The organism is Micromonospora sp. (assembly GCF_048594385.1).
Taxonomy (GTDB): domain Bacteria; phylum Actinomycetota; class Actinomycetes; order Mycobacteriales; family Micromonosporaceae; genus Micromonospora; species Micromonospora wenchangensis.
The window spans coordinates 1-18,621 of record NZ_JBMDWU010000389.1 but is presented as its reverse complement, the minus strand read 5'-3'; the positions used below and the strand labels follow the sequence as shown (position 1 = coordinate 18,621).

Sequence of the window (18,621 nt, the reverse complement as noted above, 5' to 3'; positions counted from 1 at the left end):
GACGCCCCTGCGGGGAGCGTCGACCCGGCCGCCCGTACGCGCCGCCCGGCCGGTGGGGATCACCGGCCGGGCGGCGGCGCGGTCAGCGGCGGTCGCTGTCGTCGTCGGCGGTCGACGCGCCCGGACCGTACGGGGACGCCTGGCCACGGGGCGTCGGGCGGCCCCGGTCCCCCGCCGAGCTGCCCCGGTTGGCCGGGTGACCTGTCGCGCCGGGCCCCTTGCTGTCCTGCACGGTCGGGTTCTTCCCGTTGCGGCGCATCTCGGGCTGCTGCACGTTCGTCACGGGTGTCTCCTTCCGGGTGGACGGGCACGGCTGCTCCGCGCCCGTCGTCGGGTTACCCGCCGGCACGGTGCGCATGCGGACCGCCGGGCCCGAGCAGGGCTGAGCGGCGCCACGACGGGTAGTACCGGGTGATGGGAGACGACCGACGGGTGGCCCGGACGCTGCTGGCCCGCCAGGGCAGCACCTACGCCGAGGACGCCGGCATCACGCTGGCCGACCGGCCCGGTCCGCTCTACCAACTGCTGGTGCTGACCACGTTGCTGAGCACCCGGATCCGGGCGCAGGTGGCGGTGGCCGCCGCCCGCGAACTGTTCGCCGCCGGCTGGCGTACCGCGCAGGCGATGGAGGCGTCGGGCTGGCAGGACCGGGTCGACGCGCTGGGACGCGGCCACTACCGCCGCTACGACGAACGGACCGCGACCATGTTGGGCACCGGTGCCCGGCTGTGCCTGGACCGCTGGCACGGTGACCTGCGGCGGATGCACCGGGAGACCGGGGGTGAACCGGCGGCGCTGCGGCGACGGCTGACCGAGTTCCCCGGGATCGGCCCGACCGGGGCGGACATCTTCCTGCGGGAGGCGCAGACGGTCTGGCCGGACGTCCGCCCGTACGCCGACCGGCGCACCCTGGCCGGGGCGAAACGCCTCGGCCTCCCGGCCGATCCGCACGGGCTGGCCGGGCTTGTCGCCGCGCCGGACTTCGGCCGGCTCGCGTCGGCGCTGGTGCGGGTGGCCCTCGGTGAGGAGTCGGCGGGCGAGGTGACCCGCACCGCCGCCCGCTAGAGGAGCGGTCGGTCAGTCGACCGGCTTGTTGCCCGTCGGCTTGGTCAGGTACCACACCAGCAGGGCGGCCAGCAGGGCCAACAGCACCACACCGCCGGAGACCCCGCCACCGTCCTCGGTGGAACGGTGCCCGGTCACCCCGAAGTAGAACACCGCGAGGCCGGCGAGTACCGCCAGAAATGTCCGTATTCCTCGGTCCTTCACGCCCCGCACCGTACGGGCGGGCCCGGCGCGCAGGCCGACGTTCCGGGCGGATTCCCCCGTCCGGGCGACGCCCCCGGTCAGACGGTCTCCAGGTCGTCCAGGGAGATGGCGTGGGTCATCAACCAGCGGGCCAACGCCGCCATGCCGAACAACCACAGCGGGGCCGACTCGGTGGTGCCGTTGGTGGCGAAGACGGCGAACCGCAGGTCCGGCGCCCGGTACGCCTCGATCCGCCAGCGATGGTTCCGGTCCCGCCAGACCGCCGAAGGGTCCATGGCGTCACGGTAGGCGACCCCGGGGCGGGCCGAGGGCCGTTCGCCAGCACCGCACCCCGCGAACACCTGCCGGTCAACCGGAGCCGACGACCATCCGGGCGTCGTCGGGCAGCCGCCGGGTCACCCCGCGCCGGTCCAGCAGCTCCAGCAGCGGCACCGCCACCCGACGGGTGGTGTCCAGGGCCTGCCGGGCGGCGCTGAGCGTGAACGGCTGCGGCAGCCGGGCGAGCACCCGTACCGCGTCGTCGGCGGCGTCGGGCAGCAGCACCACGTTCTCCGCCAGCCGCAGCAGCGCACCGGCCCGTACGGCGGCGCCCACCTCCCGGGGGCCCAGGCCCAGCGCGGTGAGCCGGTCGGCCTCCGGCGCGCGGAACGGATGGGCGGCGTACTCGCCCCGGACCCGGTCGATCGCGCGGGCCACCGGCTCGGGCAGCCCGGGGACGCCGGTGCCGATCCGGCCGGCCCGCAGCGTCAACGGCGGCCGGACCAGCGCCTCCACCAGGGCCCGGTCGGGCAGGCCGAGGCGCTGCCGCACCGCCTCGGTCGGGGCGTCGGGCTCCAGCGGGTGCGCGGCCGCCCAGGCGGCCCCCTCCTCGACCAGCCGCGCCCCCAGCCACCGCCAGTGCGCCGGGTCGGCCAGCCAGTCCCCGACGACCGGGGTCGCGTCGCCGGTGACGCCCATCCGGGTCAGCTCGACGGCCCGCACGAGCCGGCGGCGGCGCAGCTCACCGGCCAGGTCGGGACGCCCGTCCAGGTCGGCCAGGACGGCGGCGCGGGCGGCGGCGGCACCCCGGCGGGACAGCGGCGGCGGAGCCACGTCCAGCACCGTCACCCCACCGCAGACGTGGTGCCGACCGGGGTCACGCAGCAACGCCCGGTCCCCGGTCAGCAGCGGCAGCGGACGGGCCAGCCGCAGCCGTACGGTGTCGCCGCCCAACGGCCGGACCCGGACGGGAACGGCCGCCGACCCGACGTGCAGGGTCAGCGTCGCCGGCAGGTCACCTGCCGGATCCCCGGCCAGCCGCACGTCGACCAGGTCGGTCCGGTGGAACCGGTCGGGGGTGAGCAGCGCGTCGCCGCGTCCGAGCCGCTCCCGGGGCACCCCGCGCAGGTTGACCGCCACCCGGGCCACCGCGGCGACCCGAGACGCGGCCGTCCCGAGCCGGTGCAGGCCCCGCACCCGGACCGGTTCGCCGGTGGTGGCGAGCGTCAACTGGTCGCCGACGCGCAGTTCACCGCCGCCGAGGGTGCCGGTGACGACGGTGCCGCTGCCCCGGATGGTGAACGCCCGGTCGATCCACAGCCGCACCGGCCGGTCCGTGTCCGGCGCGGGCAGCCGGGCGACCAGCCGGTCCAGGGCGGCGCGCAGCTCCGGCAGGCCGACACCGGTGACCGCACTGACCGCCACCGACTCCACCGCGCCGAGCGACGTCGCCGCGAGCCGCGCGTGGGCCTGCGCCGTCGCCGGCCCCGGATCGGCCAGGTCCGCCCGGGTCACCACCAGCAGCCCGTGGGACACCCCGAGGGCGTTCAGAGCCGCCAGGTGTTCGGCCGACTGCGGCATCCATCCCTCGTCGGCGGCGACCACCACCAGGGCGGCCGGCACCGGCCCCACCCCGGCGAGCATGTTCGGCACGAACCGTTCGTGCCCCGGCACGTCGACGAAGGCGACCGGGTCGCCGCCGGGCAGGGTGGTCCAGGCGAAGCCGAGGTCGATGGTCATCCCCCGGCGGCGTTCCTCCGCCCACCGGTCCGGTTCCATCCCGGTCAACGCCCGGACCAGGGTGGACTTGCCGTGGTCGACGTGCCCGGCGGTGGCGACGACGTGCATCTCAGCCGGCCGTCCGCAGCACCGCGTCGCGCAGCGTGTCGTCGGCGTCGGCGGGCACGCAGCGCAGGTCCAGCAGCAGCCGGCCCCGGACCACCCGCCCGAGCACCGGCGGGTCACCCAGCCGCAGTGCGGCGGCGTACCGTTCGGGCAGGCTCAGTGCCCAGGAGTCCAGCTCGACGCCCGGGGCACCGCCCCCGCCGACCACGGCGACGCTGGGCACCACCTCGGCCTTGTGCCCCTCGGCACCGAGAGCGTCGCGCAACCGTTCGCAGCGGTCCCGCAGCACGGCCGGGTCGGCGTGCAGGGCGTCGCGGGTCGGGGTGCTCGACCCGTGCAGGGTGGCCGCCAGCGCGGCGAGGGTCAGCTTGTCGACCCGCAGCGCCCGCGCCAGCGGGTGCCGACGCAACCGGTCGACCAGGTCGGCGTCGCCGAGCAGCAACCCGGCCTGCGGGCCGCCGAGGAGCTTGTCGCCGCTGGCGGTGACCAGGTGCGCTCCGGCGCGCAGGGTGCTCGCGGCGTCCGGCTCGGCGGGCAGCAGCGGGTCGGCGGTGAGCAGTCCGGAGCCGATGTCGACGACCACCGGCACGCCGAGGGTCGCCAGGTCGTCGACGCCGACGGCGGAGGTGAAGCCGGTGACGACGAAGTTGGACGGGTGCACCTTCAGGACGAAACCGGTGTCCGGGCCGAGCGCCCGGGCGTAGTCGTCGCGGGTGGTGCGGTTGGTGGTGCCGACCTCGCGCAGCCGGGCGCCGGTGCTGGCCAGCAGGTCGGGCAGGCGGAACCCGTCGCCGATCTCCACCAGCTCACCCCGGCTGACCACGATCTCCCGGCCGGCGGCCAACGCGGTCGCGGCGAGCACCAGGGCCGCCGCCCCGTTGTTGACCACGTGCACGGCGGCGGCGTCGGGCACCGCGGCGGCCAGCGCGGCCAGCGCCTCCCGGCCGCGCCGGGCCCGCCGGCCGGTGCCCAGGTCCAGCTCCACGTCGGTGCTGCCGGCGGCGGCGACCAGCGCGTCGACGGCGGCCGGGGACAGCACGGCCCGACCGAGGTTGGTGTGCAGCACCACCCCGGTGGCGTTGAGCACCGCCCTGGGGGTCGGGGCGGGCAATGCGGCGAGGGCGGCGTCGCGGACCTGCTCGGGGCCGATCTCACCGTGCCGGGCCCGCTGCTGGGCATGGCCGACGGCGGCCTTGACCCGGGCCCGACCGAGGGTCGCCGCCGCCGCGGCCAGCGCCGGATCGGCCAGCATCGTGTCGGTGCGGGGCACCCGCCGACGCGGATCGACCGCCTCACCCATGCGTCGTCATCTCCCCCGCGGACGGTTGGCGGAGACGGACGGGAATCGAACCCGCCTGGCCCGGGTCCCGGACCACACCAGCTTTGAAGGCTGGGAGGGGCACCAGCCGCCTGAACGCCTCCGCCCCCGAGTCAACCACAGGACCCCGCCGGTGACGCGGCGAGGTGTCAGACCTGCCCGGCCTCGCGGCGGCGGATCCGCTCCCGCTGCGGCAGCACCGTGTACCTCGGGTCCCGCGCCGAGGCCACCCCGCCGTGGAAGATGCCGAACCGGGTGGCCACCGACGCGGCCAGCAGCGCCGTACCGGACAGCGCGGACAGCACCCGGCTGCGTCGCCCGGCCAGCGCCCCGACCACCCCGGCGGCGGTGAGCAGACGACCGGCGCGCAGCAGCCGGCCTGCCGTACCGAGCCGGTAGGGCTCGCTGAGCAGCCCCAGCCGGGTCTCCACCGAGTGCGCGCCCCACAGTTCCAGGGCCGCCCCGGCCACCGCCATCCGCCGGGCCGGCCCGGCCTGGGCGCAGGGCGCGGCCAGCAGCCCCACGCCGGCGCCGCTGGCCAGGGCGCTGCCCGCGAAGATGGTCGGCAGCTCCGGGTACGCCTCGTGCCAGGACGGCACCGCCGTACCGGCCAGCAGCACCCCGGTGTACGTGGCCAGCGCCGGCGCGACGGCGGCGGCGGCCAGCCCGGCGACCTGCCCGGCCGGCGGCAGCAGCCGACGCACCGGGGAGAACACGCCGCGTGCCGGTAGCAGCGGTGCACCCTCGGCGACGGCGGCCAACCCGGCGGCCGGGCCGTAAGCGGTGAGGATCCAGGTGCCCACCGACATCGGCGAGGTCGGTTTCGCCACCCGCAGCATGTGGTGGAACCGCGCCGGCCGCCCGAGGTCGTGGATCAGGAAGTAGGCGCTGGCGGTGACCGCGCCCAACGCGGTGACCCGACCGGCCCGGCGCAGCGCCGGCCGACCGGTGAGCTGCCCTCCGGCGGCCAGCAGGGACGACCCGGCGGCCAACCCACCGGTGAACAGGTACGCGGCGATGTCCCACCGCCACACCGGGGCCTTGAGGATCGGCCGGCCGTAGTAGGAGGTGAACTCCGCCTCCGGGACGCGCAGCTCCTCGCCGCCGCGCCCACCCCGACCACGCCGCCGCCCCCGCACCGGTGGCACGTCCCGGGGCGGTACGACGACCGGCGCGTCGGCAGCGCCCACGGCACCGGCCGAGCCCATCGCACCAGCGGAGCCCATCGCATCAGCCGAGCCCGCAGCGCCGGTCGGGAGTGCAGCGCCGGTCGGGGGTGCGGTGGCGGCCGGGCCGACGCCGACCTTCGGGCCGTGGCCGAGCCGCGCCGAGAAGCGCTGCGGCCGGAACACACCGTCGGCGGCGAGCCGGGCGCGGAAGCCCCGGAACCGCTGCCCCACCGGGAGCCGGCCGGCGGTCACGACGACCCCCCGACGAACGCCGCGACGGCCGCCGCCGTCATCGCCAACGCGGCCAACCCGGCCCGCCGCCACATCCGGGGCAGGTCCCGGGTGGTGACCACCGGATCCGGGGGCAGCCCGTACACCTCGGGCTCGTCGAGGAGCAGGAAGAACGCGCCGTCGCCGCCGACACCGTCGGTCGGGTCGTGGCCGTAGAGCCGGGCTTCCGGCACGCCCCGCTCGTGCAGCGTGGCGACCCGCTGCGCGGCCCGCTCCCGCAGCTCGTCGAGGGGACCGTACTGGATGGACTCGGTCGGGCAGGCCTGGGCGCAGGCCGGGGTCATCCCCGCGCCGAGCCGGTCGTAGCACAGCGTGCACTTCCACGCCCGACCGTCACCCTTACGCTGGTCGATCACCCCGTACGGGCAGGCGGAGATGCAGTAGCCGCAGCCGTTGCAGATGTCCTCCTGCACCACGACGGTGCCGAACTCGGTGCGGAACAGCGACCCGGTGGGGCAGACGTCCAGGCAGGCGGCGTGGGTGCAGTGCTTGCAGACGTCCGACATCATCAGCCAGCGGAAGTCGGTGCGGGTCTCGGCACCCGTGCCCCGGCCGGGCGGTGCGGCCCCCGGCATCCCGAGGAACCGGGTGCCCGTGCCGTCCCGGGCGGTGGACGGCCCGGCGTCGGCCATCCGGGCGGCGGCGTCGGCGTCACCCGCAGGGACGCCCGGGTTCGTGCCGCTGGCGCTGCCGGTGCCGGCGGCGACCGCCGCCGACGTGGCACCGGCCGAGCCGCCGGTCGGGTTCCCGGCGAAGGTCGCCGTACGGTGCCCGGCCGGCACCGGCTGCTCGATGAAGGCCACGTGCCGCCAGGAGTTCGCCGTCAACGCGCCGGTGTTGTCGTACGACATGCCGAGCAGGTCGAAGCCGGACTCGGGGACGGCGTTCCACTCCTTGCAGGCCACCTCGCACGCCTTGCAGCCGATGCAGACGCTGGTGTCGGTGAAGAACCCCATCCGGGGGCCGGCAGCCGTCCAGCCCGCGTCCGGGGCCGGATCGAGCGGGCCGTAGAGGCTGTTGGCGTCAGGCATGGTCGGCGCCCTTCTCCCGTGGGCCGTCGTCGCTTCGACCGGCCGGCCGCAGCACCGGGGTCGTCACCGTCGGCGGGCGTTCGCCGGGCACGATCCCGGCCCGTCGACGGTAGTCCTCGACCAGGTCCCGCAACACCGGGCCGGTCGGTCGCCGGCCCGGCCGGATGTCACAGGTGCCGACCTTGCTCTCCTGGATGAGCACGTTCGGGTCCAGGGTGATGCCGAACAGGTCGTTGGCCGAGTCGCCGGTGACCAGGCCCTCGTACCCGAAGTGGTACGGCAACCAGAGCTGGTGGATGATCCGACCGTCCACCCGCAACGGGGTGAGCCGGTCGGTGACCAGCACCTTCGCCTCGATCACCGCCCGACCGCTGATCAGGTGCGCCCAGCCGAGGTGGGTCAGGCCCGCCTCGGTAGCCAGCTCCGGGGACACCTCCACGAACATCTCCGGTTGCAGCTCGGCCAGCGGACGCACCGTACGGCTCATCGCCCCGGCCGTGTGGTGCTCGGTGAGCCGGCTGACCGTGAACACGTACGGGAAGACCTCACTGTGCTGCTGCGGCGGGCTGGGGTTCACCGAGTTCACCGGGTGGGCGTACACCTTGCGGGTCGGGTTGGCCTGCTGGCCGTAGAGCGGGTTGCGCATCGGCGACTCCGCCGGCTCGTAGTGCGTCGGCAGCGGACCGTCGAGCACCCCGCTCGGCGCGTACAGCCAGCCCTTGCCGTCGGCCTGCATGACGAACGGGTCGTCCCCGGCCAGTGCCGCCGGCCCGGACGCCCCCTGCGGCGGCCGGTACCCCGGCGGTTTCGTCTTCTCGAAGTCCGGCACGTCGTAGCCGGTCCACTCGCCGGCCTGCGGGTCCCACCAGACGTACTTCTTACGGTCGCTCCACGGTCGGCCCTGCGGATCGGCCGACGCCCGGTTGTAGAGGATGCGCCGGTTCGCCGGCCATGCCCAGCCCCACTGCGCGGCCACCCAGTCCTGCTCGTGCCGGGACCGGCGGCGGGCGGCCTGGTTGACGCCGTCGGCGTAGACGCCGGAGTAGATCCAGCAGCCGACGGCGGTGCTGCCGTCGTCCTTCGCCTCGGTGAACGACGACAGCGGGCGGCCGGTGGACACGTCGTAGCCGTTGATCTCGCGCAGCACCGCCTCGGCGCTCGGCTCGTCGTGCGGGCCGTGGGTGGGGTAGTCCCAGGCCAGGTCGAGCAGGGCACGGTCGCGGCGGTGGGGGGAACCGGCCAGCTTCTCCCGCAGCCGCCGCCCCAGGTGGTAGAAGAACCACAGCTCGGAGCGGGCGTCGCCCGGCGGCTCGACGGCCTTCTCCCGCCACTGCAACAGCCGCTGGGTCTGGGTGAAGGTGCCCTCCTTCTCCACGTGCGAGGCCGCCGGCAGGAAGAACACCTCGGTGCGGCACTCCTGCGGCACGATCTCGCCGGTGGCCACCTCCGGGCCGTTCTTCCAGAACGTGGCGCTCTCGATCATGAACAGGTCGCGGACCACCAGCCAGTCCAGGTTGGCCATGCCGAGCCGCTGCGCCCGCCCGTGCGCCGAGCCCACCGCCGGGTTCTGGCCGAGCAGGAAGTATCCCCTGATCTTGCCGTCGATCATGTTCAGCACCTGCTGGTAGGTGCCGTGGTCGCCGGTCATCCGGGGCAGGTGGTCATAGCAGAAGTCGTTGTCCGGCGTCGCCGCGTCCCCCCAGTACGCCTTGAGCAGGCTCGCCGCGTACGCCCGCGCGTTGCCCCAGAAGCCCTTCTGCCCGGGATGGCGGATGCTGTCCACCCACTCGTCGAACGTCGGGTGGTCGGCGTGGTGCGGCATCGGCAGGTAACCCGGCAGCAGGTTGAACAGCGTCGGGATGTCCGTGGAGCCCTGGATGCTGGCGTGCCCGCGCAACGCCAGGATGCCGCCGCCCGGCCGGCCCATGTTGCCCAGCAGCAACTGGATGATCGCCCCGGTGCGGATGTACTGCACACCGACGCTGTGCTGGGTCCAGCCCACCGAGTAGACCAGCGCGCCGGTGCGGTCCCGGCCCGAGTTCTCCGTCCAGGCCCGCGCCAGCTCCAGGAACTTCTCCGCAGGGATGCCGCAGACCCGCTCCACCATCTCCGGGGTGTAGCGGGCGAAGTGCCGGCGCAGGATCTGGTAGACGCAGCGCGGATGCTGCAGGGTCTCGTCCCGCTCGGTCTGCCCGTGCACCTGCGCGCCGTGCGACTCGTGCCGCAGGCCGGCCGCGCTGTCGCGTTCCTTGGCGGTGTGCCCGCTGCCGGAGTCCCCCTCGTGCCCGGCGTACTGCCAGCTGGTCTGCACGTAGCTGTCGGTGTTCGGGTCGTAGCCGGAGAACAGGCCGTCGCCGTCCTCGGTGTCGGCGAACTGCTCGCTGACGATCGTCGCCGCGTTCGTGTACGCCAGCACGTACTCCCGGAAGTCCAGCTCGTTGTCCAGGATGTAGCGCACCACGCCACCGAGCAGGGCGATGTCGGTGCCCGCCCGGATCGGCAGGTACGAGTCGGCCACCGCGCTGGTGCGGGTGAACCGGGGATCGACGTGGAAGACCTTCGCGCCGCGCCGCTTGGCCTCCATGACCCACTGGAAGCCCACCGGGTGGGCCTCGGCCATGTTCGAGCCCTGGATGACGATGACGTCAGCGTTGGCGAGGTCCTGTTGGAAGTCCGTCGCGCCACCGCGACCGAAGCTGGCCCCCAGACCGGGGACGGTGGCGGAGTGTCAAATGCGGGCCTGGTTCTCGATCTGGAGCGCCCCCATCGCCGTGAACAGCTTCTTGATGAGGTAGTTCTCCTCGTTGTCCAGCGTCGCCCCGCCCAGGCTGGAGATGCCCAGCGTGCGGTGCAGCGGACGACCGTCGCTGTCGACTTCCTCCCAGGTCTGCTCGCGGGCGGCGAGGACCCGGTCGGCGATCATGTCCAGCGCGGTGTCGAGGTCGAGATCCTCCCACTCGGTGGAATACGGTCGGCGGTAGCGGACCGTGGTCTGCCGCAGCGGGCTGGTGACCAGGCTCCTGCTGGCCGAGCCCTTCGGGCAGAGCCGCCCCCGGGAGATCGGGCTGTCCGGGTCGCCCTCGATCTGGGTGACCCGGTCGTCGGAGACGTACACCCGCTGCCCGCAGCCGACCGCGCAGTACGGGCAGACCGAGCGGGCCACCCGGTCGGCGGTCTCGGTACGGGCGGTCAGCCCGGCGGACCGGTCCGACTGCGCCGCCGCGCCCCGGCCGAGCGGGTCGGTGCCGGTGAGCTGCCGGTAGACCGGCCAGCCAGAGATGAACGTCCGCAGACCCACCGCGCACCTCCCTCCCGGGCATGATCCGACCTACTGAACATAGGCCAGCGGGGCGGAGCATGCGACCCGGGTGCGGGGATCTCCCGCGCACCGATACGGCGCTGCCCCCGACCGGAGGGGTCGGGGGCAGCGCCGTACCGCGGTGGCGGAGCGCCGGTGTGCATGTCGCCTCTCGGCGCGTGGCGCAACGCGGCTCCAGCCGAACGGAACTCCGCGACGGCAATTCAGGTGAGGCCCGGGGACACTGGACACACCGACGCTCCTGCCCACCAGGATACCCCGCGCCGGCCGTCCGCGTCCCGGTCGCGCAGGGCCGGCGCGTGGCGGCCCGGGCCGGTTCGGGGAAAGTCGCGTGCCGGCGCAGGTCGCGGCGGCGTTACCCTGACAGCATGCAGGCCACCCTGGCGACCACCGCCCACCTGGCCCGGCCCGGCCGGCCGGTGGTGGTGGCGCGCACCCTGGCGGAGCTGACCGGCCCCACCGGCGGGGTGGTGGAGCTGCCGGTCCGGTTGATGTGGAGCAGCGAACGCACGTTCGACCTGGCCGAACCGGACGACCTGCTCTGGCTGTACGAGAACGTGCTGCGCGAGACCACCCGCGCCGACGACCTGCGGGCACTGATCGACGGACGCACCCTGCGCCGGGTGTGGCGGCGGCTCAACCTGCCCCGGGGGGTCCGGTCGGCCTGGGAGAGCCGGCACCGGGGTCTGCGGACCGCGTGACCCACCTGCACGACTTCTACCGGGAGGTCGCCCGGGTCGCCCTCACCGCGGCCGGGCCGCACCGGTTCGTCCTCGGCGGCGGGGTGGCGTGGGCGGCGCACGGCCTGGTCACCCGACCCACCGAGGACGTCGACCTGTTCGCCGACGTGGAGGGGGCGGCCGCCGCCGCGGCGGCCGAGGTGTGCGCCGCGCTGGAACGCGCCGGGTACACCGTCGCGCCGGCCGACCCGGACAGCGACCTCGGTGACCTGTTCGAGGGTTTCGACCGGGACATCCGGGACTTCGTGGTCGGCCGGGACGACCGGCAGATCCGGCTCAGCCTGGCCCGGCTCGACCGCTACCGCTCACCGGTGGTGATGGACCTCGGTCCGGTGATGGACGTCCGCGACCTGATCGCCAACAAGACCGCCGCCCTGGTCAACCGGCGGGAGGCCCGCGACTACATCGACGTCGCCGCCGCGCTGGCGCAGTACCCGGTCGACGAGCTGCTGACCCTGGCCCGGCAGGTGGACCCGGCGCTGGCCGACGACGACGTGCGGGCCGCCGGCCGCTACCTGGACCGGCTGCCGGACCGGCGGCTCGCCCGCTACGGCCTGGACCCGGCGCAGATCGCGCAGGTCCGTCGCCGGCTGGCGGACTGGCCCCGCTGACCGCCGGACCGCGGCCAAGGCCCCGGCCCGGCGGACGGGGCGGTCACTTGGTGAACCGGCCGCCGGTCACGCCCAGGATCTCCCCGGTGACGTAGCTGGACTCCTGCGAGGCGAAGAAGACGTACGCCGGGGCCAGTTCGGCGGGCTGCCCGGGCCGGCCCAGCGGGGTGTCGGTGCCGAACTGCTCCACCTTCTCAGGCGGCATGGTCGCCGGGATCAGCGGCGTCCAGATCGGGCCGGGCGCGACCGCGTTGACCCGGATGCCCCGGTCGGCGAGCTGCGCGGCGAGCCCCTTGGTGAAGTTGGCGATGCCCGCCTTGGTGGTGGCGTAGTCCAGCAGCGGCGGCGACGGGTCGAACGCCTGGATGGAGGTGGTGTTGATGATCGTCGCGCCCTCCTTCAGGTGCGGCAGGGCGCTGCGGCAGAGCCAGAACATCGCGTACAGGTTGGTCTTCATCACCCGGTCGAACTGGTCGGTGCTGATCGCCTCGATGCCGTCGTCCTGGGCCATCTGGTAGGCCGCGTTGTTGACCAGGATGTCCAGGCCACCGAGGTCGGTCACCGTCCGGTCGACCAGGTCACGGCAGTGCTGCTCGTCGGTCAGGTCGGTGCGCACCGCGACCCCCCGGCGGCCGGCCTCCTCGATCAGCCGGACGGTCTCCCGGGCGTCGGCGTCCTCGTCCTCGTCGAGGTAGGACACCACCACGTCGGCGCCCTCCCGGGCGAACGCGATCGCCACCGCCCGGCCGATGCCCGAGTCGCCGCCGGTGATCAGGGCCCGCTTGCCCGCCAGCCGGTCGCTGCCCCGGTACGACGTCTCGCCGTGGTCGGGCTCCGGACCCATCCGGTCGGTCCGGCCGGGCGTCGACTGCTGCTGGGCCGACTGACCCTCCTGGTGGCCGTACTGGGTGTTCGGGTCCTGCGGGGTGTACTGGTCCTGGCTCACCGTGCGGCTCCCCTGTCTGGTTTGGTGCGTTCTGGGTCGCTGGGTCACCTACCCCGACGGATCGGCCGGAAACAACCCGCGCCGGGCATCCGACGACGGCGGTGTGACGGGCGGGTGGCCGGCGACGGCGCGGTGGTGGCGCGGTGGTGGAACAGTGCGGGCCACTGTGGCAGGAGCGACCGCTGCTCGTTATGGTGCGCAACGGCGCTTACGAGGCGCGTCCATCCCCGTCGAAGGGCACCCCCATGACCTCCTCCCCCGGCACGTCGCGCCGCCAGGTGCTGGCCGTCGCCGCCGCCGCGGCCACCGCCCCGCTGATCGCCGGCGCGCCCGCCCAGGCGGCGCAGCGGCAGGGCCCGAAGGGTCCGAAGACCTGGGACCTGACCGTCCTGGGCACCTCGGACACCCACGGCAACGTCTACAACTGGGACTACTACCGCGACGCCGAGTTCGACGACAGCAAGCACAACGACGTCGGCATCGCCAAGCTCGCCACCCTGGTCAACCAGATCCGCGCCGAGCGCCGGGGCCGGGCCACCCTGGTCCTCGACGCCGGCGACACCATCCAGGGCACCCCGCTGGCCACGTACTACGCCAAGCAGGAGCCGATCACCGTCACCGGCGCGACGCACCCGATGGCCCGCGCGATGAACATCCTGCGGTACGACGCCGTGACGCTGGGCAACCACGAGTTCAACTACGGGCTGCCGCTGCTGGCCACCTGGATCGACCAGCTGGGCTTCCCGGCGCTGGCCGCGAACGCGGTGAACGCGAAGACCGGCAAGCCGGCGTTCCAGCCGTACGTGCTCAAGCGGGTGCGGCCCGGCGGGCCCGGCTCGCCGACCCTGACCGTGGGTATCCTCGGCCTGACCAACCCCGGGGTGGCGATCTGGGACAAGGGCAACGTGGAGGGCAAGCTGGTCTTCCCCGGCATGGTGGAGACCGCCGCGAAGTGGGTGCCGGTCATGCGGGCACGCGGCGCGGACCTGGTCATCGTCTCCGCCCACGGTGGCGACAGCGGCACCTCCAGCTACGGCCCGGAGCTGCCCAACGAGAACCCGGTCGCGCTGATCGCCCAGCAGGTCCCCGGCATCGACGCGATCCTGTTCGGCCACGCCCACAACGAGGTGGTGGAGAAGTTCGTCACCAACACCGCCACCGGTGCGCAGGTGCTCACCGCCGAACCGTCCAAGTGGGGGCAGCGGCTGACCCGGATGGACTTCACCCTCACCCGGGAGCGGGGCCGCTGGAAGGTCGTCGCCAAGGGCGCCACCATGCTCAACACCAACACGGTGGTCGAGGACCCGAAGGTGCTCGCCGCCGTGCGGGGCCAGCACGACAAGACCGTCGGGTACGTCAACACGGTGGTCGCCCGGTCCGCGCAGGAACTGTCGGCGGCCGAGTCGCGCTACCGGGACACCCCGATCCTGGACTTCATCAACCACGTGCAGACCGAAGTGGTCACCGCCGCGCTCACCGGCGGCCCGTACGCGGCGCTGCCGGTGCTGTCGATCGCCGCACCGTTCAGCCGCACCGCCGTGTTCCCGCAGGGTGACGTGCGCATCCGTGACGTCGCCGGGCTGTACGTCTACGACAACACCCTGGAGGCGGTGGTGCTCACCGGCGCCGAGGTGAAGGCGTACCTGGAGTACTCGGCGAAGTACTTCACCACGCTGCCCGTCGGCGCACCTGTCGACCCGGCGACGATCAGCGACCCGGCCGTGCCGGACTACAACTACGACGTGATCTCCGGGCTGGATTACGACATCGACGTCTCCCGGCCGGTCGGGCAGCGGATCACCCGGCTGGTGCTGCCCGGCACCGACACCCCGGTCGCCGCCGACGCGCAGTTCGTGGTCGCGGTGAACAACTACCGGCGCAGCGGCGGCGGGAACTTCCCCGGCATCGTGAAGACCCAGGTCTACAACGCGCAGCAGGAGATCCGCCAGCTGCTCATCGACTGGGCGCAGGCCAGGGGCACCATCGACCCGGCCGACTTCTTCGTGCCGAACTGGCGGCTGGTCCGCGCCGGCGTGCCGGTGTTCTGAGCCGCCCGGCCGACGCTCACCGCGCAGGTCGACGGGCCCCGGGGTGCCGCCCCGGGGCCCCGCGGGCTCAGCCGCCCGCGCGCAGGTCCTGCTCGTACTGGCCGGGGGTCGGATCGGGCTGGTAGCGGGGCGGGTCGGTCTCGGTCGACGCCGACCGCTCGTCGGGGCGTACCGACGGTGGCAGCTCGCCGAAGCGCGCGTGCCGCAGGAACGCGTACTGCTCGTCGGTGAACGATTCGCTCATGACGCTCAGTGTGCACCCGGCATCAAGGCCGGCGGGAGGGGTAAGCGCGCGGGACCGTCGGCGACGAGAGGACGAAACCATGCGCGCGGTACGGATGACCGCCCCCGGGGTGCTCGAACAGGTGGAGGTGCCCACCCCGACGCCCGGCCCCGGCGAGGTGCTGGTACGCGTCGGCGCGGTCGGGGCCTGCCACTCCGACCTGCACATCCTCGACGCCCCGCCGGGTGCCTTCCCCACCCCGATCACCCTCGGCCACGAGATCGCCGGCACCGTGGACACCCTCGGCGACGGCGTCACCGGCTGGTCCGCCGGGGAGCGGGTCGCCGTCTACGGGATCATCGGCTGCGGCACCTGCCGGGGCTGCCTGCGGGGCTTGGAGAACCAGTGCCGCACCGTGCCGCTCGGCGGGATCGGCCTCAGCCGCGACGGTGGGCTGGCCGAACACGTGGTGGTGCCGGCCTCCCGGCTGCTGTCCGTCGGTGACCTGGCGGTGACCCAGGCGGCGCCGTTGACCGACGCCGGGCTGACCCCGTACCACGCGATCGAGCTGGCCCGGCCGGCGCTGCGGCCCGGCACGTCGGCCGTGGTGATCGGCATCGGCGGGCTGGGGCACATGGCGGTGCAGATCCTCGCCGCCACCACCGCCGTACGGATCATCGCGGTGGACAGCAACGTCGCCGCCCTCGACCTGGCCACCCGGGTCGGCGCGCACCACGTGGTGCCGGCCGGCCCCGACACCGTCGACCGGATCCGGGAGCTGGTTGGCCCGGCGCCCGACGGCGCGGACGTGGTCATCGACTGCGTCGGGGTGGACGCCACCCTCGCCACCGCCCGCGGCGTCGTGGCCACCGGCGGCCGGCTGCTGCTGGTCGGGCTGGGCGGCGGCACCATGCCGGTACGGCCGGTCGCCGACGCACCGCCCACCGTGCCGTTCGAGACCAGCGTCACGGTCCCGTTCTGGGGCACCCGGGCCGAACTCCAGGAGGTGATCGCCCTGGGCCGCGCCGGGCTGCTCACCGCCGACGTGCAGACCTTCCCGCTGGACCGCGCGCCCGAGGCGTACGACCTGCTGCGGGCCGGCGAGATCCACGGCCGCGCGGTGGTCGTGCCCTGACCCGGCTCCGTCGGCCCGCCACGGGCCGGCGGGTCAGCGCACGGGCGGCCCGGCCGGCCGCCGGCCCCGGGCGGGCCGCCGGTCCAGCAGGGCCGTCACGGCCCGCACCGGCAGCCGGTCCATGGTCCGGTCGAAGCTCAGCCGGCCCTGGCAGAACCGGACGAACATCGACCAGCCGGCCGGGGTCGCCACCAACGCGTGGCACAGTTCCGGGCGGCGGGCGAACAGGGTCAGCATCCGCCGCCCGGCGCGCATCGACGGCACCAGGCGTTCGTGCACCTCGCGGGGGTAGCGGTCCAGGTCACCGGCGGCGACCGCCGCGCCGGCCAGCGTCCCGGAGCGCAGCGCGTAGCTGATCCCCTCCCGGGTCCACGGCTCCAGCAGGCCGGCCGCGTCCCCGGCCACCAGCACCCGGCCGTGGGCAAGCGGCGAGTCGTCGACCCGGCACCGGGTCAGGTGCCCGGAGTCGTGCGCGGCGGGCACCTGCGCCAGGCCCAGCCGGTCGAGGAAGCTGTGCAGGTAGGCACGGGTGCGCTCCCCTTCGCCCCGGGCCCCGATCACGCCGACGGTGAGCAGGTCCCCCTTGGGGAACACCCAGCCGTACGCGCCGGGGAACGGGCCCCAGTCCAGCAGCAGCCGCCCCCGCCAGCGGGCCGCCTGCGCGGGTGACACCGGCAACTCCCGTTCCAGGCCCAGGTCCACCTGCCCGTACCGGACCCCCACGTGCCGGGCGGTCACCCCGGCGGAACCGTCGGCCCCGATCACCGTCCGGGCGGTCACCGTGGAACCGTCGGCCAGTCGGACGCGTACCGTGTCGGGGTCCTGGTCGAGGGCGCGCACGGCGACGCCCTCGCGGACCTCGGCCCCGGCGGACACCGCCGCCGCGCGCAGCCGGTCGTCGAACTCCTCGCGGCGCACCATGGTCACCAGGGGTGTGCCGTGCCGGCGGGTGAAGCCCCACCGGCCGTCGCGGGTGAAGGTGACCCGGTCGACCCGGTCGTGCGCCGGCACCTCGATCCGGCCGGCCACCATCGACAGCGACGTGCCGATCAGGCCACCTCCGCAGGTCTTGTAGCGGGGGTGCACGGCCCGGTCCAGCACCAGCGTCCGCACGCCGGCCGCAGCGGCCTCCCGGGCCGCGCTGAGCCCGGCCGGCCCGGCACCGACCACGACGAGATCCCAGATGATCATGCCGTCCAGCCTAGGGCACCGGCCCGTCCGGTAGCGCGCACGACCGGCCGTCGGCAGGCATCGTCGGGCGGCCAGCGGGTAAGCCGCGCCACCCGGACCGCCCGACCGGCCGGCCGGGGTGACGGCAAGGAGGGGCACGATGCAGCAGGTACGTCTGTCGGAGGTCGAGGTGCGCGTCTACGAGGCGGTCAGCGTGCTGGAGACACGCAGCCAGGTTCCCTACCCCGACCTGATCGCCGAGGAGGCGGGGCTGGCCGAGCAGGACGTCCACGCGCCCCTGCGCCAGCTCACCGAGAAGGGCCTGCTGCACCGGGAGGACTCGCCGCTGGCCGGGCTGGACTTCGGCCCCCGCTGGTGCGCCCGCCAGCCGGCGTGAGCGCCGCCGCGCCCCGCCGGGCGGCCGGGCCGGACACCGGTTTGCCGCACCGGCCCCCGGGTAGCGCTGCGGCATGCCCGATCACCGGTCCGTGCGGGACCGCGCCACCGCCGACGGTCCCATGAGCAGCCCCACCGACGACCGCCGCCGCTGGCAGGCCCTCGGCGTCGGCCTGGTCGCGGCGTTCATGACGCTGCTGGACGTCAGCATCGTCAACGTCGCCATCCCGTCGATGGAACGGTCGTTGCAGGCCAGCCCGAGCGACCTGCAGTGGGTGCTGTCCGGCTACGCGCTGACCTTCGGGCTGGTCCTGGTGCCGGCCGGCCGGTTCGGCGACGCCCGGGGCCGCCGTAACGCCTTCGTCGTCGGGGTAGCCCTGTTCACCGTCACCAGCGCGCTGGCCGGGCTGGCCCAGTCCCCGACCTGGCTGGTCGCCGCCCGGCTCCTGCAGGGCGTCGCCGCCGGAGTGGTCAACCCGCAGGTGACCGGCCTGATCCAGCAGCTGGTCCGGGGCGCGGAGCGGGGTCGCGCGTTCGGCCTGCTCGGCGCGACCATCGGCATCTCCACCGCCGTCGGCCCCCTGCTCGGCGGCCTGCTCATCCAGCTCGGCGGGGAGGACCACGGCTGGCGGTGGGTGTTCTTCGTCAACGTCCCCGTCGGGGTGCTGGCGGTGCTGCTCGGCTGGCGGCTGCTGCCCACCCGGGCCGCCGGCCGGCTCGACCGGCACCGGCTCGACCCGGTCGGGGTGCTGCTGCTCGGCGTCGGCGTGACGCTCCTGCTGCTGCCCCTGGTGCAGCGGGAACAGTGGCCCAGCCCGTGGAAGTGGGCGCTGATCCCGGTCGGGCTGGTGG

18 protein-coding genes and 1 tRNA gene are annotated in these 18,621 nt (G+C 74.7%); 7 read left to right on the top strand and 12 right to left on the bottom strand.

Features of this window, described 5'->3' with window-relative positions; all coding sequences use genetic code 11:
- Positions 1–82: 82 nt before the first annotated feature.
- The gene (locus tag ACOJTC_RS20920) at positions 83–283 is read right to left on the bottom strand and encodes a hypothetical protein (protein WP_204928335.1); all 201 of its coding nucleotides are present in this window, start codon (positions 281–283) and stop codon (positions 83–85) included.
- 131 nt (positions 284–414) lie between these two features.
- On the opposite strand from ACOJTC_RS20920, the gene ACOJTC_RS20915 reads away from it, so the two are divergent.
- A complete protein-coding gene (locus ACOJTC_RS20915; RefSeq protein WP_204928336.1) occupies positions 415–1,065 on the top strand; it encodes a hypothetical protein in 651 nt (216 codons plus the stop codon).
- A 12-nt stretch (positions 1,066–1,077) separates the two neighbouring features.
- Here the strand turns inward: ACOJTC_RS20915 and ACOJTC_RS20910 are convergent, their stop codons facing one another.
- The 8 genes from ACOJTC_RS20910 to fdh all read right to left on the bottom strand — a co-directional run bounded on the left by ACOJTC_RS20910 (position 1,078) and on the right by fdh (position 10,479).
- Positions 1,078–1,269, bottom strand: coding sequence for a hypothetical protein (locus ACOJTC_RS20910; protein ID WP_204928416.1), 192 nt, complete (start codon positions 1,267–1,269; stop codon positions 1,078–1,080).
- A 77-nt stretch (positions 1,270–1,346) separates the two neighbouring features.
- On the bottom strand, positions 1,347–1,544 hold the full coding sequence (locus ACOJTC_RS20905; RefSeq protein ID WP_204928337.1) for a hypothetical protein: 198 nt from the start codon (positions 1,542–1,544) through the stop codon (positions 1,347–1,349).
- Between the two features lie 73 nt (positions 1,545–1,617).
- A complete protein-coding gene (gene selB / locus ACOJTC_RS20900) occupies positions 1,618–3,375 on the bottom strand; it encodes a selenocysteine-specific translation elongation factor (RefSeq protein WP_420118148.1) in 1,758 nt (585 codons plus the stop codon).
- A 1-nt stretch (position 3,376) separates the two neighbouring features.
- A complete protein-coding gene (gene selA / locus ACOJTC_RS20895) occupies positions 3,377–4,672 on the bottom strand; it encodes an L-seryl-tRNA(Sec) selenium transferase (protein WP_420118147.1) in 1,296 nt (431 codons plus the stop codon).
- A 26-nt stretch (positions 4,673–4,698) separates the two neighbouring features.
- A tRNA-Sec gene (locus tag ACOJTC_RS20890) sits at positions 4,699–4,794 on the bottom strand.
- 45 nt (positions 4,795–4,839) lie between these two features.
- Positions 4,840–6,111: an NrfD/PsrC family molybdoenzyme membrane anchor subunit gene (gene nrfD / locus ACOJTC_RS20885; RefSeq protein WP_420118146.1), complete on the bottom strand. Its 1,272-nt coding sequence runs from the start codon at positions 6,109–6,111 to the stop codon at positions 4,840–4,842.
- Positions 6,108–7,181, bottom strand: coding sequence for a 4Fe-4S dicluster domain-containing protein (locus tag ACOJTC_RS20880; RefSeq protein ID WP_420118145.1), 1,074 nt, complete (start codon positions 7,179–7,181; stop codon positions 6,108–6,110). Before ACOJTC_RS20880 ends, nrfD begins: the two co-directional genes overlap by 4 nt.
- Entirely contained in the window at positions 7,174–10,479 is a 3,306-nt protein-coding gene (gene fdh, locus ACOJTC_RS20875) for a formate dehydrogenase (protein WP_420118144.1), read from the bottom strand. The genes ACOJTC_RS20880 and fdh overlap by 8 nt, the downstream gene beginning before the upstream one ends.
- 389 nt (positions 10,480–10,868) lie before the next feature.
- On the opposite strand from fdh, the gene ACOJTC_RS20870 reads away from it, so the two are divergent.
- Positions 10,869–11,201, top strand: coding sequence for a hypothetical protein (locus ACOJTC_RS20870; protein WP_204928342.1), 333 nt, complete (start codon positions 10,869–10,871; stop codon positions 11,199–11,201).
- The gene (locus ACOJTC_RS20865) at positions 11,198–11,851 is read left to right on the top strand and encodes a nucleotidyl transferase AbiEii/AbiGii toxin family protein (protein WP_420118143.1); all 654 of its coding nucleotides are present in this window, start codon (positions 11,198–11,200) and stop codon (positions 11,849–11,851) included. Before ACOJTC_RS20870 ends, ACOJTC_RS20865 begins: the two co-directional genes overlap by 4 nt.
- Positions 11,852–11,894: 43 nt before the next feature.
- Here the strand turns inward: ACOJTC_RS20865 and ACOJTC_RS20860 are convergent, their stop codons facing one another.
- Positions 11,895–12,797, bottom strand: a complete 903-nt coding sequence (locus ACOJTC_RS20860; protein ID WP_307826437.1) for an SDR family oxidoreductase — start codon at positions 12,795–12,797, stop codon at positions 11,895–11,897.
- Positions 12,798–13,042: 245 nt separating this feature from the next.
- On the opposite strand from ACOJTC_RS20860, the gene ACOJTC_RS20855 reads away from it, so the two are divergent.
- A complete protein-coding gene (locus ACOJTC_RS20855) occupies positions 13,043–14,845 on the top strand; it encodes a bifunctional metallophosphatase/5'-nucleotidase (RefSeq protein ID WP_420118142.1) in 1,803 nt (600 codons plus the stop codon).
- A 67-nt stretch (positions 14,846–14,912) separates the two neighbouring features.
- On the opposite strand, the gene ACOJTC_RS20850 is transcribed toward ACOJTC_RS20855, so the two are convergent.
- On the bottom strand, positions 14,913–15,089 hold the full coding sequence (locus ACOJTC_RS20850; RefSeq protein ID WP_204928345.1) for a hypothetical protein: 177 nt from the start codon (positions 15,087–15,089) through the stop codon (positions 14,913–14,915).
- Positions 15,090–15,168: 79 nt separating this feature from the next.
- On the opposite strand from ACOJTC_RS20850, the gene ACOJTC_RS20845 reads away from it, so the two are divergent.
- Entirely contained in the window at positions 15,169–16,203 is a 1,035-nt protein-coding gene (locus tag ACOJTC_RS20845) for an NAD(P)-dependent alcohol dehydrogenase (protein WP_420118141.1), read from the top strand.
- A 33-nt stretch (positions 16,204–16,236) separates the two neighbouring features.
- Here ACOJTC_RS20845 and ACOJTC_RS20840 read toward each other — a convergent pair whose 3' ends face one another.
- Entirely contained in the window at positions 16,237–17,394 is a 1,158-nt protein-coding gene (locus ACOJTC_RS20840) for a geranylgeranyl reductase family protein (protein ID WP_420118140.1), read from the bottom strand.
- A 139-nt stretch (positions 17,395–17,533) separates the two neighbouring features.
- On the opposite strand from ACOJTC_RS20840, the gene ACOJTC_RS20835 reads away from it, so the two are divergent.
- On the top strand, positions 17,534–17,770 hold the full coding sequence (locus ACOJTC_RS20835) for a hypothetical protein (protein WP_204928348.1): 237 nt from the start codon (positions 17,534–17,536) through the stop codon (positions 17,768–17,770).
- Positions 17,771–17,891: 121 nt separating this feature from the next.
- A partial coding sequence (locus tag ACOJTC_RS20830) for an MFS transporter (RefSeq protein ID WP_420118149.1) occupies positions 17,892–18,621 on the top strand: 730 nt, incomplete at its 3' end.

Bases quoted from the DNA above. Each gene is read 5' to 3' on its own strand.
- ACOJTC_RS20915 (WP_204928336.1), top strand. From the start codon at position 415: ATGGGAGACGACCGACGGGTGGCCCGGACGCTGCTGGCCCGCCAGGGC.
- ACOJTC_RS20905 (WP_204928337.1), bottom strand. From the start codon at position 1,544: ATGGACCCTTCGGCGGTCTGGCGGGACCGGAACCATCGCTGGCGGATC.
- selB (WP_420118148.1), bottom strand. From the start codon at position 3,375: ATGCACGTCGTCGCCACCGCCGGGCACGTCGACCACGGCAAGTCCACC.
- selA (WP_420118147.1), bottom strand. From the start codon at position 4,672: ATGGGTGAGGCGGTCGATCCGCGTCGGCGGGTGCCCCGCACCGACACG.
- ACOJTC_RS20880 (WP_420118145.1), bottom strand. From the start codon at position 7,181: ATGCCTGACGCCAACAGCCTCTACGGCCCGCTCGATCCGGCCCCGGAC.
- ACOJTC_RS20870 (WP_204928342.1), top strand. From the start codon at position 10,869: ATGCAGGCCACCCTGGCGACCACCGCCCACCTGGCCCGGCCCGGCCGG.
- ACOJTC_RS20855 (WP_420118142.1), top strand. From the start codon at position 13,043: ATGACCTCCTCCCCCGGCACGTCGCGCCGCCAGGTGCTGGCCGTCGCC.
- ACOJTC_RS20850 (WP_204928345.1), bottom strand. From the start codon at position 15,089: ATGAGCGAATCGTTCACCGACGAGCAGTACGCGTTCCTGCGGCACGCG.
- ACOJTC_RS20845 (WP_420118141.1), top strand. From the start codon at position 15,169: ATGCGCGCGGTACGGATGACCGCCCCCGGGGTGCTCGAACAGGTGGAG.
- ACOJTC_RS20840 (WP_420118140.1), bottom strand. From the start codon at position 17,394: ATGATCATCTGGGATCTCGTCGTGGTCGGTGCCGGGCCGGCCGGGCTC.
- ACOJTC_RS20835 (WP_204928348.1), top strand. From the start codon at position 17,534: ATGCAGCAGGTACGTCTGTCGGAGGTCGAGGTGCGCGTCTACGAGGCG.